The sequence below is a fragment of the Brevundimonas balnearis genome, from assembly GCF_042434805.1.
In the GTDB taxonomy this organism is placed as follows: domain Bacteria; phylum Pseudomonadota; class Alphaproteobacteria; order Caulobacterales; family Caulobacteraceae; genus Brevundimonas; species Brevundimonas balnearis.
Genome location: NZ_JBHLSW010000005.1, coordinates 37,925 through 53,863, shown reverse-complemented (window position 1 = coordinate 53,863; position 15,939 = coordinate 37,925). Strand labels below are relative to the sequence as shown.

Below are 15,939 nucleotides of genomic sequence, written 5' to 3'. Positions count from 1 at the left end.
CTCAAGGTTCGCGCCCCTTCCCTCCTCTCCTCTCAAGATTCGAAAGGTTGAAGAGGATAGGTGGAGGGGGGGAACAACGGGCGCCGATCCCCGCCTGTCCGCAGCCGATCGACCTCGGCGCCCCGGTGTCGACGCCCGAGATGGCGTCTATGCGAAAGCCTGTCGAAAACGGGGATGGATCCTAACGAATCCTTACCGATCGGGCGTTTGACCGCGCCGCTCCGAGGACTCGGACGAAGACTGCGTTAGGGACTCATTAACTTTTCCCCGGCGAAGGGGCACAGAGAGCTCACACTTGGCAAGACTCGGGAAAACGGCGCCTCCGGCGTCCCGGTCTGTCCTCGCTCGCCCCCCGCATCGCGGCGCGCTATAGGCGGCGGGACCGGATCATCCGCAGCTTCGCCCACCCCATCCACAGGGCCGTCCAACGTTGCTGGCCCGCTCGCCCACGGGAATCCGCCGCTCATGCATAAGCCGCACGGCCGGCTCGCCACCTACTTCCACGTTCACCTGGTCTCGGACTCGACCGGCGAGACCCTGAACGCCATGGCCAAGGCCGTGGTGGCCCGCTTCGACGGGGTGATCCCGATCGAGCACATCTACGCGCTCGTACGCTCGAGAAAGCAGCTCGACCGGGTGCTGGAGGAGATTTCCGCATCGCCCGGCGTCGTGCTGCACACCATCGTCGACAAGGAGCTGCGGGCCGCCCTGGAGGACGGCTGTCGCGCCCTGGACATGCCCCAGATCGGCGCGCTCGATCCTCTGGTCGGGGCCCTGTCGCGTTATCTGGGCGCGGCCCTTTCCACGCGGGTGGGCGCCCAGCACGCCCTTGACCACGACTATTTCAACCGCATCAGCGCGCTCGACTTCGCCATGGCGCACGATGACGGCCAGGGCACGGCCGAGGAGCTGGAACGCGCGGACGTCGTCCTGTGCGGAGTCAGCCGGACGTCGAAGACGCCCACCTGCATCTATCTGGCGCACCGGGGCATCCGCGCCGCCAACGTGCCCCTGATCCCCGGGCAGGAGGACGGCGAGCGTCTGACCCATCTGAAAAACCCGCTGGTGATCGGCCTGACGGTCTCGCCTGACCGGCTGGTCCAGATCCGCCGCAACCGGCTGGACAGCCTGAACGCCGACCGGTCCTCGGCCTATGTCGATCATGACCTGGTCCGGGAAGAGACGGTGAAGGCCCGGCGCGCCTTCGAGCGGCGCGGCTGGCCGGTGATCGACGTCACCCGCCGCTCGGTCGAGGAGACCGCGGCGGCCATAGTCAACCTGTTGAGCGAACGCCGCACCAAGCAGCTGGGGGCGACATGGTGAGGCCCCCGATCGTGCTCGCCTCGGCCAGCGCCGCGCGTCGGGCCATGCTGTCCGGCGCCGCCGTCCCGCATACGGCCCAGGTCTCCGAAGTGGACGAGCCGGCGCTGAAGGCGTCGCTGACGGACGCCTCACCCGCCGAAGTCGCGCTCGAGCTGGCCAGGGCCAAGGCCCTGGACGTGTCCGCCCGGCGGCCCGGTACGGTGGTGATCGGCTCGGACCAGACCCTGGATCTCGACGGGCGGACGCTGGACAAGGTCGCCGACCTCGCCGCCGCGCGCGAGCGGCTGATCTCCCTTCGGGGCCGGCCGCACCGGCTGCATTCGGGCGCGGCCTTGGCGCTGGACGGCCGCATCGCCTTCGCCGTGGTCGAGAGCGCGACCCTGACGGTGCGCGATTTCTCGGATGCCTTCCTGGACGACTATCTGGCCACCGAAGGCCCGCGGGCGCTCGGCTCGGTCGCCTGCTACAGGCTGGAGGGGCCCGGCGCCCAGCTGATGGCGGCCGTCGAGGGCGAGCATTTCACCATCCTGGGCATGCCGCTGTTTCCGGTGATGCAGGCGCTGCGGAACCTCGGGGCGCTCCCGTCGTGAGCCGGACGGTCCGGGCCGGGGTCGTCGGCCATCCCATCGATCATTCCCTCAGTCCCCTGATCCACGGCGCCTGGATCGCGGCGCTGGATCTCGACGCCGCCTACGATCGGTTCGGGCCGGGGGATCAGGCGGGCTTCGACGCGCTGGTCGGGCGGTTGAGGGCCGGAGAACTGCGGGGACTGAATGTCACCGCCCCTTACAAGGAACGGGCTCTGGCCCTGGCCGATCAGGCGTCCGACGTCGCGCGGGCGGCGGGGTCGGCGAACCTTCTAACCTTTGAGAACGGCCGACTGATGGCCGACAGCACCGACGGGCTGGGCATGATCGCGGCGATCCGGGAGCAGGCGCCCGCGCTGGACCTGACGTCCGGCGCGGCGGTGGTGCTGGGGGCCGGAGGCGCGGCGCGGGCGGCGATCCGGGCGCTGCTGGACGCGGACGCGCCGGAGGTGCGGATCGTCAACCGCACCCGGGCCAAGGCCGAGGCGCTGGCGGAGACCTTCGGTCCGAGGGCCCGCGCGGCGGGACCCGAGGCGCTGGACGGCGCGCGGCTGGCGGTGAACGCCGCCGTGGGCGCTGATCCGCCGGACCTGTCCGGGATGGTCTCGAACGGAGCGGTGATGGACATGACGTACAGGCCGCTGATGACGCCTCTGCTGCGGGCCGCCGTGGCCCGCGGCCTGACGCCGGTCGACGGTCTGGCCATGCTGATCGGCCAGGCGCGGCCGTCGTTCGAGCGCATCTTCGGCGCGGCGGCGCCGGTCGATGTGGACGTGCGCGCGCTGGCGCTACAGGCGATGGACGCATGATCGTCCTCGGACTGACCGGCTCCATCGGCATGGGGAAGTCGACGACGGCGGAGATGTTCACCGAAGCCGGCTGCTACGCCTGGAACGCCGACGCGGCGGTGCATCGCCTCTATGCGCCGGGCGGGGCGGCGGTTGAGAAGGTGGCCGAGGCCTTTCCGGGCGTGGTCGTCGACGGGGCTGTGGATCGCGACCGCCTGGCGGCGGCGCTGGGCGCTGACGCGGCGGCGTTCCGACGGCTGGAGGCGATCGTGCATCCCCTGGTCGCCGCCGATCGCGCCGAGGCCCTGACGGCGGCGGCCGATCGCGGCGTGACGGTCGCGGTGCTGGACATTCCCCTGCTGTTCGAAGTGGGCGCAGACAAACTGGTGGACGCGGTGGTGGTCGTCACCGCCGACCCTGAGATCCAGGCGGCGCGGGTGCTGGCCCGGCCCGGCATGACGCGCGAGCGGTTCGAGGCCATCCTGGCGCGCCAGGCGCCGGACCCCGAGAAGCGCGCCCGGGCGGACTTCGTCATCGACACCGGGCGGGGCCTAGAGGCCGCCCGCGCCGAGGTCGAGCGGATCGTCCGCACCGTGACCGATCCGTCGTGGATATCGCCGCGCAGGGGATTCACCTCCCCGGCGACTTAGGCCAAGAAGGGTCATGGCCCGCGAGATCGTCCTCGACACCGAAACCACCGGCATCGACCCGCGCCAGGGTCACCGGATGATCGAGATCGGCTGTATCGAGATCGAGGAACTGATGCCGACGGGGCGGACGTTCCACCGCTTCATCAACCCAGAGCGGCTCATCGATCCGGACGCCATCCGGGTCCACGGCATCACCGACGAGAAGGTCAGGGACGCGCCCGTCTTCCGCCTGATCGCCGAGGAGCTGCTCGAGTTCTGCGCCGACGCGCCCCTGATCGCCCACAACGCCGCCTTCGACCGGGGCTTCATCAACCACGAACTGGGTCTGTGCGGTCATCCGGAACTGCATGAGAGCCGCTGGGTGGACACCCTGCGGCTGGCCCAGACGCGCTTTCCCGGCATGGCCAACTCGCTCGACGCCCTGTGCCGCCGCTTCAAGATCTCGCTGGTCGAGCGGACGCTGCACGGGGCGCTGATCGATGCGCGCCTCCTGGCGGACGTCTATCTTGAGCTGAAGGGCGGCCGCGAGCGGGCGCTGGACCTGGGCTCCGGCGTCGCGGCCCGCGCCATGGTGGCGGCGGCCGCCTCGGGCGGACACGGGGATCGGCCCCGCCCGCTTGCGCCCCGCTCCACGGACGAGGAGCGGGCCGCGCACCTCGCCTTCCTCAGGGCCAACCTCAAGGACCTGTCGCTGTGGGCCGCGAACGGACTGCCGGTCGAGACGAATCCGGCCTGATCAGGCTTGGGCCGGGGCCCCGGGGAGCTGAGCGGCCTGGGCGGCCTGCTGGCGCCGGGCGATGTAGATGGCGGCGAAGTCCAGCGGCTCCAGCATCAGCGGCGGATAGAATCCGCCGTCGGCCGTCTGCTTGGCGATGATCTCCCTGGCGAACGGGAAGAGGTAGCGCGGGCACTCGACCAGCAACATCGGCTCGATGTCCTGTTCGCGCACGCCCTGGAGCTGGAACAGGCCGCCATAGACCAGCTCGACGTGGAACAGGGCCTGATCCGCGTGCGACGCCTTGATCGACAGCTTGATGTCGACCTCGAACAGATTGTCCGGACGTCCCTGGGCGCTCATCTCCACGCCCATGTCGATCGCCGGCTTGCCATCGACTCGCAGGCTGTCGGGCGCGCGCGGGTTCTCGAACGACAGGTCGCGGACGTATTGGGCCAGCACGCGATAGCCCGGCGCCGGCGGGGTTCCCGCCTGGCCGTTGGCGGCGCCGTCGGTCGGCGTGGCGGTGGTGTCTGCGGGAACGTCTGTCATGGCGGGCCTTGAAGGGCGAGTGTCGATAGGCGGCGGCGACTAGCACGGCGCGTCCCAGGGTCGCAACGTCGCAGGCCGGTTCGCGCGGCGGGGGCGGCGGCTTGGCGGGGCGACCCTATATCCGCTAGAGCCAATCGTCGCCGCCAGGGAAACGCCGTGCCCTATCAGTTCCAGATCGTCATCTTCGCCGCCATCGCGGCCGTGGTGCTGTTCAGCCTGTACAACGTGCTGGGCAAGAAGGTCGGCCGTCAGCCGGAGGACAACGCCGACAAGGCCCCGCCGGCGGGGATCCCGCCGGCCGAGATCGTCCAGGCGCCCAAGGCGCCGCCGCCCGTGGATCCCTTGACCGCCGCCGCCGCGGCGCCCCTGAAGGCGCGCGACCCGGCGTTCGACCCCAATCGCTTCCTCGAAGGCGCGCGCACGGCCTATGAGACCATCGTACGCGGCTATGCGTCCGGCGATCGCGGCGCCTTGAAGCCGCTGCTGACCGAGGCCGTCATGGGCTCCTTCGAGGCCGGCATCACGGCCCGCGAGGGCCGCGGCGAGCGCGAGGAGGTCGAGTTCATCCAGGCTCCGCGCGCCGACCTGGAGAGCACCTCCGTGGCGGGCGATCGGGCCTCGGCCAAGGTCCGCTTCCTGGCCGAACTCAGGAACCGGGTGATCCCCGTGGAGGGAGAGCCGGTGATCGAGGAGCGTCGCACGGCCGAGCACTGGACCTTCGAACGGACCCTCGGCGCCTCGGATCCCAACTGGGTTCTCGCCCGCGTCGAGCCGGCCGAGGCGTGACATCGGGACGAGGCTTGCGGGCGTGGGCCGCGATCTCGTTCGCGGCCCTCGCGTCGGCCTGCGCCACGCGGCCCGAAGGCGCCGCCCCGCCGCCGCCTTCGCCTTCGCCCGTTCCCGCCCCGCGTCCCGAGCCCCCGGTCGGGCGTCCTCCCGTGACCGCGGACGGGACGGTCGCGGCCCTGCCGGGCTGGGCCGAGGAGGACCACCGGGCGGCGTTGCGCGCCTACGCCGCCACCTGTCGCGTGGCGCCCGGACCGGCCGAGCGCGCGGTTTGCGCCGCCGCGGCGGACCTCGCGCCGTTCGCCGACGCCGCCCGGGCGCGCGCCTTCTTCGAGACCCGGTTCACCGCCGTGCCCGCCGAGACCGCCGACGGGCGCCCGGGCCTGCTGACCGCCTATTTCGCCCCGGAGTATCCGGCGCGGGCCACGCCGTCGGCCGAGTTCGACGCGGCCGTCCTCGCCCGCCCCTCCGATCTGGTGCGCCAGGGCGGCCAGGTGATGCGCCGGACGACGGGGGGGCTCGAGCCCTATCCCGACCGCGCCGCCATCGAGGCGGGTGCGGTTCAGACGGAAATCCTCGGCTGGATGCGCACCGAGGACCTCTTCTTCATGCAGATCCAGGGCTCCGGCTACCTGACCTTCGAGGACGGACGGCGGGTGCGCGCGGCCTATGCGGCGGACAACGGCCGGCCCTTCGTCGGCATCGCCCGGCCCATGGCGGAGCGGGGCCTCCTGCCGCCGAACGGCACGTCGGGCGAGGCGATCCGCGCCTGGCTGGCGGCGCGTCGGGGACCGGAAGCGAGGGCGATCACGGCGCTGAACCCGCGCTACATCTTCTTCCAGCTCCAGCCCGACGACGGCGAGCCGGTCGGCGCGGCGGGCGTTCCGCTTGTCGCGCGCCGCTCGATCGCGGTGGACCCGGCGTCCTGGCGCTACGGCGACCTCGTCTTCATCGACGCCGACGGCGGGAATCTAGCGGGCGCGCGAGCCAGCTATCGCGGGCTGGTGACCGCGCTGGACACCGGCAGCGCCATTCGCGGCCCGGTCCGCGCCGACTTCTACATGGGTCGCGGCGACGCGGCGGGCGAAGAGGCCGGCACGGTGCGGCACCCCTTGCGCATGTGGCGGCTGGTTCCGCGCTAACGCCGCCGCATGCTTCCGAGCACGCCGCGCAGGATTTCGCGGGTGATCGCCGAGCCGGCCGTCCTGAGCACCGACTTCGTCAGGGCCTCCATCGGCGTCTCGCGCGTGCGGGCGCGGGGTCGGGCCTCGGCCTTGGCGGCGTCCCTAGCCTGGCGTTCGGCGATCTTGGCCTCGGTGGCGCGGGCGGCCTCGGCGGCTTCGGCCTGGGTCGAGGCGGCGGCCCGGGCGGCCAGCACCTCGTCGGCGGATTCGCGGTCCAGCGCCGTGTCATAGACCCCGCGCACCGGGCTTTGAGCCATGACCGCCTGCCGCTCCGCCTCCGTCGCGGGGCCCAGCCGCGAGGCCGGCGGGCGGATCAAGGTCCGCGCCGCCACCGTCGGCGCGCCCTTCTCGTCCAGCACCGAGACGACCGCCTCCCCCACGCCCAGGGCCTGGATCGCCTCGGCGGTGTCGAAGCCCGGATTGGCCCGGAAGCTGTCCGCCGCCGCCTTCAGGCCCCGCTGCTCCGAGGGCGTATAGGCCCTCAGCGCGTGCTGGACCCGGTTGCCCAACTGAGCCAGCACGGTGTCGGGGATGTCCGCCGGGTTCTGGGTGACGAAATAGACGCCGACCCCCTTCGAGCGGATCAGGCGCACCACCTGCTCGATCTTTTCCAGAAGCGGCTTGGGCGCGTCGTTGAACAGCAGGTGCGCCTCGTCGAAGAAGAAGACCAGGCGGGGTTTGTCGGGATCGCCGATCTCCGGAAGCTGTTCGAACAGCTCCGACAGGAGCCAGAGCAGGAAGGCCGCGTAGACGCGCGGGCTGTTCATCAGCCGGTCGGCGGCCAGAACATTGACCTGGCCCCGGCCCGACAGGTCGGTGCGCACAAGGTCCTCGAGCCTGAGCGCCGGCTCGCCGAAAAACGCTTTGCCCCCTTGGGTCTCCAGCTGCAGCAGGGCGCGCTGGATGGCGGCGACGGAGGCCGGCGCCACATGGCCGTAGCGCTTGCCGATCGTCTCGGCGTTCTCGGCGACGTAGGCCAGCAGGCTTCTGAGGTCGTCGAGGTCGAGCAGCAGCAGGCCTTCCTGGTCCGCGACATGGAAGGCGATGGTCAGCACCCCCTCCTGCACCTCGTTCAGATCCAGCATCCGTGACAGCAGCAGCGGCCCGATCTCGCTGACGGTCGCGCGCACCGGGTGGCCCTTCTGGCCGTACAGGTCCCAGAACACCGTGGGGGCGGCCTTCGGCTCCAGCGTCAGGCCCAGCTGAGCCGCGCGGGCCAGGAGCTTCTCGTTCGGGGAGCCGGGCTGGCTGATGCCGGACAGATCGCCCTTCACGTCGGCGCAGAAGACGGGGACGCCGGCGTCGGAGAAGCCTTGCGCCATGATCTGCAGGGTCACGGTCTTGCCGGTGCCGGTCGCGCCGGCGACCACGCCGTGACGGTTGGCGCGCTTGAACAGCAGATTCTGGGCCGCCCCGCCCGACGCGTCCTGGGCCAGCCCCAGGAACAGACCCGCCGTCTCGCTCATTGAAGGACGCCTCCCGTGTCGCTGCGTCCCTGCTTAAGCCCTCATCGGGACGGGCTCCAGCCGAAAGACCCGCGATTGACGACCCCGTCCGGCCGCCCGACAAGACGTCGCATGAAAGCGCCGATCACCCTGCCGACCTCGACCGTCACCCGCAACGCGGTGGTTCTCATCGCCGCCGTGGCGGTGGGGGCGGCGCTGTACTGGCTCAGGGACATCCTCACGCCGCTGGCCATGGCGATCTTTCTGCTGATCATGATCGACGGGGTCAAACGCTTCGTGGAGAAGCGCTTCCGCCTGCATTCCCGCGCGGCGGGGACCGTGGCGCTGATCCTGGTGATCCTCGGCTTCTTCGCCTCGATCGGCATCCTCGTGAACGGGGCGGCGGGCTTCTTCACCGACGCCTCCGGCGTCTCGACCAACCTCGGACCCAGGCTCGACGCCATCATCCGTGACGGCGCCGCCCTGTTCGGCATGGAGACGGCGCCGACGGCGGCCGAACTGATCCGCGACATCGACATCCGGGGCTACGTCACAGACCTCGCGTTCCAGATGCAGGGGGTGGCGTCGGGCGCCTTCTTCGTCCTCGTCTACCTCGGCTTCCTGATCGCGGCCCAGGCGGGGTTCAGGAAGAAGCTGGTTCATCTGTTCCCGCACCGCGAAGCGCGCGGCGAGGCGGTGGAGGTCTTCGAGCGGGTCCGGTCGGGGGTCGAGGGCTATCTGTGGGTCCAGACGGTCACCGGCGTGATGATCTGCGCCGCCGCCTGGATCCTGATGCGGGCCGTCGGGCTCCAGAACGCCGAGTTCTGGACCTTCGTCATCTTCATCGTGGGCTTCATCCCGGTGCTCGGCGGGGCGGTGGCGGGTCTGGCCCCGCCGCTGTTCGCCCTCGTGCAGTTCGACAGCTACTGGCCGGCGCTGATCCTGCTCATCGGGCTCCAGACCATCCTGTTCCTCGTCGGCAACCTCGTCCAGCCGAGGATGCAGGGGGACAATCAGAACATCGACCCGGTGGTGGTGCTGCTGTCGCTGGCCCTCTGGGGCAAGATGTGGGGCGTCGTGGGGATGTTCTTGTCGACCCCCCTGGCGGTTATGGCCATGGCGATCCTGGCCGAGTTCAAGGGATCGCGCTGGATCGCCGTCCTGCTGTCGGGCGACGGGGAGCCGGACACGGGCCACCCCGATCCCCACCACGCCGGCCGCCGCGACAAGCCGCCACAGGTCGATGAGGCCAGGACGCCGCCCCCCGCATCTTGACCTACACGTCAAGCGCTCCCACCTGCACGTTACAGACGGAGCCTCCCTCCCCCTCCCTCGGCTCCGTCTCAGTCCGCCGGTCCCTCCCCTCCCTCCCCTGGGCCGGCAACGAAGACCGCCGGCCGCGAAAGCGCCGGCGGTCTTTTCGTTTTCGGCGCAAGCTTCACGGGAACCGGGTCAACGAGGCCGCGTTGCATCGCACGGAAGGGCTCACGCGCCCGCGGGCGCACCCGGGAGATCAGTTTTCATGAAGACCGCAGTTTCGTTCGCGGCCCTCGCGGCCGCCGGCCTCATCGCGTCCCAGGCGCAGGCCCAATCCGCCCCGACCGACTGGTCGGGCCCCTACGTCTCGATCTACGGCGGCGGCCTCCTTCCGGAGGACGACGAGGACGAGCGTCTGGTGTTCGATCGTGATTTCGACGGCGACTTCGACGACACCGTGGTCACCGGCGCCGGCGCCGACGCCTTTTCGCCGGGCTCGTGCGGCGGCCAGGCCCTGGGGGCCACCCCCGCGGCGGGCTGCGACGACGACGGCGAGGGGGTCGAGGCGGGCGTCCGTGTCGGCTGGGACTGGGCGTTCGGCCCGATCGTGGTCGGCGCGCTGGCCGAATACGGCGTCGCCGACGCCGAGGACACGGTGACGTCCTACAGCACCACGCCCGCCTTCTACAGCTCGACCCGTACGCTCCAGCGCCTCGGCGCGGTTCGGGCCCGGGCGGGTTACGCCTTCGGTCAGAACCTCCTCTACGCCACCGGCGGCCTGGCCCAGGCGGAGATCACCAACACCTTCTTCACGTCGAACCGGGCGAACAGCTTCACGCCGACGGTCAACGACGACGAGGCCGACGGCTGGCAGGCCGGGGTGGGCTGGGAGCGTCAGCTGGGCCGGGGCCTGAGCTTCGGCGCGGAGTATCTCTACACCTCGCTGGAGGCCGGAGAGTACGACATCCGCGTGGGACCGGGGACGGCCCCGGCCACCAACCCCTTCATCCTGCCGCCCAACACGGCCGGCACCGACCTGCGCCGCAGCAACCCGGATTTCGAGATGCATCAGGTCCGGGTGAGCATGGGCTACCGCTTCTAAGTCCCCCCAGAGGAGCTTTCGCGCGCCGCCGGTCCCCCGGCGGCGCGTTTCTTTTGGGCCGTGGTTGATCGGCGCGTCGAGAGGTCTAGTTTGCCGGCGTTCAGCGGCCTCAGAAGCCGTGCCAGCCCAGGTCCCCGAATGCCCGCCGATTCGCGCACTCCCGCCCGTCCGCAGCCGGAGAAGGGGGGCCAGGACGCGCAGGTCCTGCTCGATCATTTCGCGAAGGCGCTGGGCAAGGCCGGACCCGCCCTGAACTCGCTCGAAAGCGACTTCGTCGCCCAGGCCCACGAAGACTATCTGGCCGACGAGACGCCGGAGCTGGACCTGGTCGATCTCGCCGCCGCCCTGGCCGACGCCTGGCGCGCGGCCGAGGACCGCGCCGACGGGACGCCGCCCCTGATCTCCGTCGGCCCGCTCAAGGGCGCCGACGGCCGGCAGACCGGCTACGACGCCCTGCGCATCATCCAGGACGACGCGCCTTTCCTCGTCGACAGCGTCATGGGCGAGATGGCCGACGCCGGCGTGACCGTGCGCGCCCTGTTCCATCCCGTCGTGGCCCACGAAGGCGGTCGTCGCGAGTCGGTCATCCTCGTCGTCTTCGATCCCGTCCCGCAGGAGCGACGGGACGCGATCGGCGAGGGCGTGGCCGCCGCCCTGGCGGATGTCCACGCCGCCGTGGGCGACCACCAGGCCATGTTCGAGCTTATGCGCCGTTCGGTGAGGGAGTTGGAGGCCTCCTCCGAGGGCGTGGACCCGGCCGTGGTGGAGGAGAACATCGCCTTCCTCCGGTGGCTCAAGGACGATCATTTCGTCTTCCTGGGCGCGCGCGACTACAGCTATCCGCGCACCCCCGACGGCGGCTACGAGGCCGAGGCGCCGCTGGACCAGTCCGGCGAGGGGCTGGGCGTGCTTCGCGACCCCAGCCGAACCGTCCTGCGCCGGGCGTCGGAGCCCGCGGTCCTGACGCGACAGATGAAGCGCCAGCTGGATCTGTCGGAGCCGGTGACCGTCGCCAAGGCCAATCTGCGCAGCCGGGTGCACCGCCGAGCCTACATGGATTACGTCGGCGTCAAGCGGTACGGCCCCGACGGCCGTCCGTCGGGCGAGACGCGCTTCGTGGGTTTGTTCACCGCCGAGGCCTATGACCGCGCCGCCTCGGAGGTGCCGCTGGTGCGGCGCAAGCTGGCCAACGCCCTGACCCGCGCCGGCAAGCTGCCCGGAAGCCATAACGAGAAGCGGCTGAAGAACATCCTGGAGAACTATCCCCGGGACGAGCTTTTCCAGATCACCGAGGACGAACTGCTCGAGACGGCGCTCGGCGTCCTTCACCTCTACGACCGGCCCCGGGTGAAGATCTTCACCCGCAAGGACCCGTTCGACCGCTTCGTCTCCGTCCTGGCCTTCGTGCCGAGGGAGCGGTTCGACGCCGGCGTGCGCGAGCGGATCGGCAAGCTGCTGGCGGCCGCCTGGGGGGGCCGCCTGTCGGCCTGGTATCCGCAGCTGTCGGACGCGCCCCTGGTGCGCATCCACTACATCATCGGCGTGACGCCGGGCGATCACCCGATCCCGGACATGGCCGAGCTGGAGGCCGCCGTGGTCGAGACGGCGCGCAGCTGGACGGACCGCTTCGAAGCCGCGGCCCGCTCGGCCGACTTCGCCGAGGCCGAGATCGGCGCGGTCAGCGCGCGCTGGGCCGAGGCCTTCGGCCCCGCGTACCGCGCCCGCTACGACGCCTTCGAGGCCATCGCCGACCTGATGGAGATGGATCGGCTGAGCGCGGACGGCTTCGGCCTTGAGGGCGTGGCGGTGCGGGCCTTCCGCGCGGCCTCGGACACGCCGCTGCAGTTCCGCTTCAAGCTTTACAAGCGGGGCGGCGCCGCCCCGCTGTCGGACGTCCTCCCGATCCTGGCCGACATGGGTCTGAAGACGCTGGAGGAGTACGGCCACGAAATCCATCCGGCCGACGACGCGCCCATCCACATCCACGAGTTCCTGCTGGAGGATCCGCGCGGGGAGGCCCTGACGTTCGCCGATGTGAAGGCGCCGTTCGAGGCGGGCTTCCAGGCGGTCTGGTCCGGCCGGACCGAGAGCGACGGCTTCAACAGGCTGGTGCTGGAGCTGGGCGTGTCGTGGCGGGAGGCGGCGCTCATCCGCACCCTCGCCAAGTATCGCCAGCAGTCGGGCCTGGACCCCAGCCAGTCGGTGCAGGAAGAGGCGCTGGCCCTCTATCCCGACGTGGCGCGCGGCCTGCTGAAGCTGTTCACGCTCAAGTTCGACCCCGGGGCCGGAGGTGACGCCGCGTCCCGCGTCGCGGCCGCCGACGCCCTCAAGGCCGAGATCGCCGCGGGCGTTCAGGTCGTGAAGAGCCTGGAGCACGACCGCGTGCTGCGCCGCCTCGCCGACCTGATCGACGCGATCAAGCGGACCAACTATTTCCAGACGGACGCGGCGGGCGAGCCCAAGCCCTACATCTCGATCAAGATCGCCTCGCGCGAGGTCGAGGACCTGCCGCTGCCCAAGCCCTATCGCGAGATCTTCGTCTGGGCCCCGCACGTGGAGGGGGTGCACCTTCGGTTCGGGCCGGTGGCGCGGGGCGGCCTGCGCTGGTCGGACCGGCGCGACGACTTCCGCACCGAGGTGCTGGGCCTGGTGAAGGCCCAGCAGGTCAAGAACGCGGTGATCGTGCCGGTCGGCTCCAAGGGCGGCTTCTATCCCAAGGGGCTGCCCGCCCTGGTGCGGGCCGGCGCCGAGCGCGACGCCATCCAGGCCGAGGCGATCCGCGCCTACAAGACCTTCCTGTCCGGTCTTCTCGACCTGACCGACAACATCCTCGCCGACGGTTCGGTGAAGCGGCCCGACGCGGTGGTCGCCTGGGAGGACGACGACCCCTATCTGGTCGTGGCCGCCGACAAGGGCACGGCCACCTTCTCCGACATCGCCAACGGGGTCTCGGCGGATTACGGCTTCTGGCTGGGCGACGCCTTCGCCTCGGGCGGCTCGGCCGGCTACGACCACAAGGTGATGGGCATCACCGCCCGCGGCGCCTGGGAGGCGGTGAAGCGGCACTTCCGGGAGATGGGCCGCGACATCCAGACCGAGCCCTTCACCGTCGTCGGCGTCGGCGACATGTCGGGTGACGTGTTCGGCAACGGCATGCTGCTGTCGAAGGCCACGAAGCTGGTCGCCGCCTTCGATCACCGCGACATCTTCATCGACCCGAACCCGGACCCCGCCTCGAGCTGGGAAGAGCGCAAGCGGATGTTCGAGCTGCCGCGCTCGTCCTGGCAGGACTACGACGCCTCGAAGATCTCCAGGGGCGGCGGCGTCTTCTCCCGCTCGGCCAAGTCGATCGACCTCTCGCCGGAGGCGCGCGAGGCGCTGGGGATCGAGGCCGAGAGCCTCGACCCGGCGACCCTGATGAACGCGATCCTGAAGGCGCCGGCGGACCTGCTCTACCTCGGCGGGATCGGCACATACGTGAAGGCCGGCGGCGAGACCGACGCCCAGGTGGGCGACAAGGCTAACGACGCCATCCGCGTCGAGGCGGGCGAGCTGCGCGTGAAGGTGGTGGGGGAGGGGGCCAATCTCGGCCTCACCCAGGCGGCGCGGATCGCCTTCGCGGCGAACGGGGGACGGATCAACACCGACGCCATCGACAACTCCGCCGGCGTCGATTCCTCGGACCACGAGGTCAACATCAAGATCCTGACCGGATCGGCGATCGTCTCGGGCGCGCTCAAGGCCGAGGATCGCAATCCGCTTCTCGCGTCCATGACCGAGGAGGTGGCGCAGAAGGTTCTGGCCCACAACTATGACCAGACGCTGGCTCTGACGCTGCGCGAGGTCCAGGGGACGGCCGAGCTGGACCATCAGGCCGGCTTCATGCGTCGGCTGGTCGAGGCCGGTCGCCTGGACCGCAAGGTCGAGGGTCTGCCGACCGACGCCCAGATCTCCGAGCGGCGCGAGCAGGGTCGGGCCCTGACCCGGCCGGAGCTGGCGGTGCTGCTGGCCTATTCCAAGCTCGAGCTGAGCGAGGACATCGTCGCCTCTCGGGCGCCCGAGGACCCCTTCTTCGAGGAGACCCTGGTCCGCTACTTCCCCGAGCCGCTGGCCAGGTTCGACACAGAGATGAAGACCCACCGGCTACGCCGCGAGATCGTCGCCACGGTGATGTCGAACGAGATCGTCAACATGGCCGGCTTCACCTTCCCGGCCCGGCTGCGCGCGGCGGCGGAATGCGACACCACCGCCCTGGTGGTCGGCTTCGAGGCCGCGCGGCGCATCTTCCGGCTGGATCAGGCCTGGGACGCCGTCTCGGCGCTGGACCTCAAGATCCCGGCCGACGCCCAGATCGCCCTGTACCAGGAGGTGGCCAACGGCCTGCGGCGCCAGACCCTGTGGCTGGCCCGGCGGGCCCAGGCGACGGGTCGTGGGGTGGAGGCGCTGATCGCGGCCTACCGGCCCGCGGCGGACGCGCTGCGCTCGGCCGGCGGCGATGTGCTGTCGCGCTTCTCCCAGAGCCGGCTGAAGGATCGCATCGACGGGCTGACGGCGCTCGGCGCCCCCGCCGAGATGGCGGCGGACCTGGCCATGCTGCAGCCGCTCGCCCCGGCCACCGACATCGCCGACCTGGCGCGCGAGGCCGGCTGGAGCGATCCGGCCATGGCGCGGCTGTATCACCAGGTGGGCGCCGCCTTCGATTTCGACCGCCTGCGCGCGGCGGCGCGGCAGGTGCCCTCGGAGGACCACTACGATCGCCTGGCGGTGCGGCGACTGATCAGCGAGCTGTCGGTCGAGCAGATGGCGCTGACCCGGGCGGTGGCCAGGGGCGCGAACGCCGGCGTCGGCGATACCGAAGCGGCGGCGGAGGCGGCCGTCGACGCCTGGATCGGGCCGCGTCTGGCCGAGGTGGAGGCGCTCAGGGCCTCGGTGGACGAGATCGAACAGTCCGGTCGCGGCTGGTCCTTCGCCAAGCTGACGATCGCCAACGGCGCGATCCGCGGCTTCGCGGCCGCGCTGTAGCCGGGCGGGGAGGGGGGCATGCCGAGGAAGTTCCTGGTCGTCGCCGACGACACGCCCGAGTTCGCCAGCGCCCTGGCTTTCGCCGCGCGCCGGGCGAAATCCACCGGCGGCCGCGTGGCGCTGCTCCGCGTCATCTCCCCGACCCATGACGAGCACTGGTCCGGCGTCCGCGAGGAGATCGAGCGTCAGATGCGCGAGGAGGCCGAGGCGCTGCTCCGCCGCTTCGCCGAGGAGGCCGAGGCCCGCTCGGGCGCGCAGCCGGTGCTGCTGATCGAGAGCGGCGACGTGCAGACGGCGATCCGCAAGGCCGTGGCCGACGATCCGGAGATCAAGATCCTCGTGCTCGCCGCCAGCGCCGGGGCGCGCGGGCCGGGCCCCCTGATCAGCCTGCTCCTCAAGCAAGGGGGCCTCGGGGGGCGCAAACTGCCGGTCACCATCGTGCCTGGAGAGCTGTCAGAGGCGGAGCTTGAGGACCTGGCTTGAGCCTCGCGGCCAGGTCCCCCTCCCGCCGCCGCTGATCAGGCCCTA

Annotated in this window: 13 protein-coding genes; 11 read left to right on the top strand and 2 right to left on the bottom strand. The window is 71.1% G+C overall.

The window, feature by feature from the left end:
* The first annotated feature begins 465 nt into the window (after positions 1-465).
* Genes ACFFGE_RS07385 through dnaQ form a run of 5 tightly spaced genes read left to right on the top strand, consistent with a single transcriptional unit; the run spans position 466 to position 4,084 of the window.
* Positions 466-1,323: a pyruvate, water dikinase regulatory protein gene (locus ACFFGE_RS07385; protein WP_376835659.1), complete on the top strand. Its 858-nt coding sequence runs from the start codon at positions 466-468 to the stop codon at positions 1,321-1,323.
* Positions 1,317-1,913, top strand: a complete 597-nt coding sequence (locus ACFFGE_RS07380) for a Maf family protein (RefSeq protein WP_376835657.1) — start codon at positions 1,317-1,319, stop codon at positions 1,911-1,913. The genes ACFFGE_RS07385 and ACFFGE_RS07380 overlap by 7 nt, the downstream gene beginning before the upstream one ends.
* Entirely contained in the window at positions 1,910-2,719 is an 810-nt protein-coding gene (locus tag ACFFGE_RS07375) for a shikimate dehydrogenase family protein (protein ID WP_376835655.1), read from the top strand. The genes ACFFGE_RS07380 and ACFFGE_RS07375 overlap by 4 nt, the downstream gene beginning before the upstream one ends.
* Positions 2,716-3,348, top strand: a complete 633-nt coding sequence (gene coaE, locus ACFFGE_RS07370) for a dephospho-CoA kinase (RefSeq protein ID WP_376835654.1) — start codon at positions 2,716-2,718, stop codon at positions 3,346-3,348. The genes ACFFGE_RS07375 and coaE overlap by 4 nt, the downstream gene beginning before the upstream one ends.
* A 13-nt stretch (positions 3,349-3,361) precedes the next feature.
* Positions 3,362-4,084, top strand: coding sequence for a DNA polymerase III subunit epsilon (gene dnaQ / locus ACFFGE_RS07365; protein WP_376835652.1), 723 nt, complete (start codon positions 3,362-3,364; stop codon positions 4,082-4,084).
* Here dnaQ and secB read toward each other — a convergent pair whose 3' ends face one another.
* Complete coding sequence (gene secB / locus ACFFGE_RS07360; RefSeq protein WP_376835650.1) at positions 4,085-4,615, bottom strand: protein-export chaperone SecB; 531 nt, start codon at positions 4,613-4,615, stop codon at positions 4,085-4,087.
* A 156-nt stretch (positions 4,616-4,771) separates the two neighbouring features.
* On the opposite strand from secB, the gene timA reads away from it, so the two are divergent.
* Positions 4,772-5,401 carry a TIM44-related membrane protein TimA gene (gene timA / locus ACFFGE_RS07355; protein WP_376835648.1) on the top strand — a complete coding sequence of 210 codons (630 nt, stop codon included), beginning with the start codon at positions 4,772-4,774 and terminating at the stop codon, positions 5,399-5,401.
* A gap of 152 nt (positions 5,402-5,553) precedes the next feature.
* Positions 5,554-6,543, top strand: coding sequence for an MltA domain-containing protein (locus ACFFGE_RS07350; RefSeq protein ID WP_376835647.1), 990 nt, complete (start codon positions 5,554-5,556; stop codon positions 6,541-6,543).
* Here the strand turns inward: ACFFGE_RS07350 and ACFFGE_RS07345 are convergent.
* Positions 6,540-8,051, bottom strand: coding sequence for a helicase HerA-like domain-containing protein (locus tag ACFFGE_RS07345; RefSeq protein WP_376835645.1), 1,512 nt, complete (start codon positions 8,049-8,051; stop codon positions 6,540-6,542). The genes ACFFGE_RS07350 and ACFFGE_RS07345 overlap by 4 nt on opposite strands.
* Before the next feature lie 111 nt (positions 8,052-8,162).
* On the opposite strand from ACFFGE_RS07345, the gene ACFFGE_RS07340 reads away from it, so the two are divergent.
* From ACFFGE_RS07340 to ACFFGE_RS07325, 4 genes are all read left to right on the top strand, one after another.
* Positions 8,163-9,305 (top strand): AI-2E family transporter, encoded by a 1,143-nt coding sequence (locus ACFFGE_RS07340; protein ID WP_376835644.1) that lies wholly within the window; start codon positions 8,163-8,165, stop codon positions 9,303-9,305.
* A gap of 247 nt (positions 9,306-9,552) precedes the next feature.
* A complete protein-coding gene (locus ACFFGE_RS07335) occupies positions 9,553-10,389 on the top strand; it encodes an outer membrane protein (protein ID WP_376835642.1) in 837 nt (278 codons plus the stop codon).
* 138 nt (positions 10,390-10,527) lie between these two features.
* Positions 10,528-15,411, top strand: coding sequence for an NAD-glutamate dehydrogenase (locus ACFFGE_RS07330; protein WP_376835641.1), 4,884 nt, complete (start codon positions 10,528-10,530; stop codon positions 15,409-15,411).
* An 18-nt stretch (positions 15,412-15,429) separates the two neighbouring features.
* A complete protein-coding gene (locus tag ACFFGE_RS07325; protein WP_376835640.1) occupies positions 15,430-15,894 on the top strand; it encodes a universal stress protein in 465 nt (154 codons plus the stop codon).
* The last annotated feature ends 45 nt before the right edge of the window (positions 15,895-15,939 follow it).

What these genes read in the sequence shown, in the direction of transcription:
- ACFFGE_RS07385 (WP_376835659.1), top strand. Translation starts at nt 466, where the DNA reads ATGCATAAGCCGCACGGCCGGCTCGCCACCTACTTCCACGTTCACCTG.
- ACFFGE_RS07380 (WP_376835657.1), top strand. Translation starts at nt 1,317, where the DNA reads ATGGTGAGGCCCCCGATCGTGCTCGCCTCGGCCAGCGCCGCGCGTCGG.
- coaE (WP_376835654.1), top strand. Translation starts at nt 2,716, where the DNA reads ATGATCGTCCTCGGACTGACCGGCTCCATCGGCATGGGGAAGTCGACG.
- dnaQ (WP_376835652.1), top strand. Translation starts at nt 3,362, where the DNA reads ATGGCCCGCGAGATCGTCCTCGACACCGAAACCACCGGCATCGACCCG.
- secB (WP_376835650.1), bottom strand. Translation starts at nt 4,615, where the DNA reads ATGACAGACGTTCCCGCAGACACCACCGCCACGCCGACCGACGGCGCC.
- ACFFGE_RS07345 (WP_376835645.1), bottom strand. Translation starts at nt 8,051, where the DNA reads ATGAGCGAGACGGCGGGTCTGTTCCTGGGGCTGGCCCAGGACGCGTCG.
- ACFFGE_RS07340 (WP_376835644.1), top strand. Translation starts at nt 8,163, where the DNA reads ATGAAAGCGCCGATCACCCTGCCGACCTCGACCGTCACCCGCAACGCG.
- ACFFGE_RS07335 (WP_376835642.1), top strand. Translation starts at nt 9,553, where the DNA reads ATGAAGACCGCAGTTTCGTTCGCGGCCCTCGCGGCCGCCGGCCTCATC.
- ACFFGE_RS07330 (WP_376835641.1), top strand. Translation starts at nt 10,528, where the DNA reads ATGCCCGCCGATTCGCGCACTCCCGCCCGTCCGCAGCCGGAGAAGGGG.
- ACFFGE_RS07325 (WP_376835640.1), top strand. Translation starts at nt 15,430, where the DNA reads ATGCCGAGGAAGTTCCTGGTCGTCGCCGACGACACGCCCGAGTTCGCC.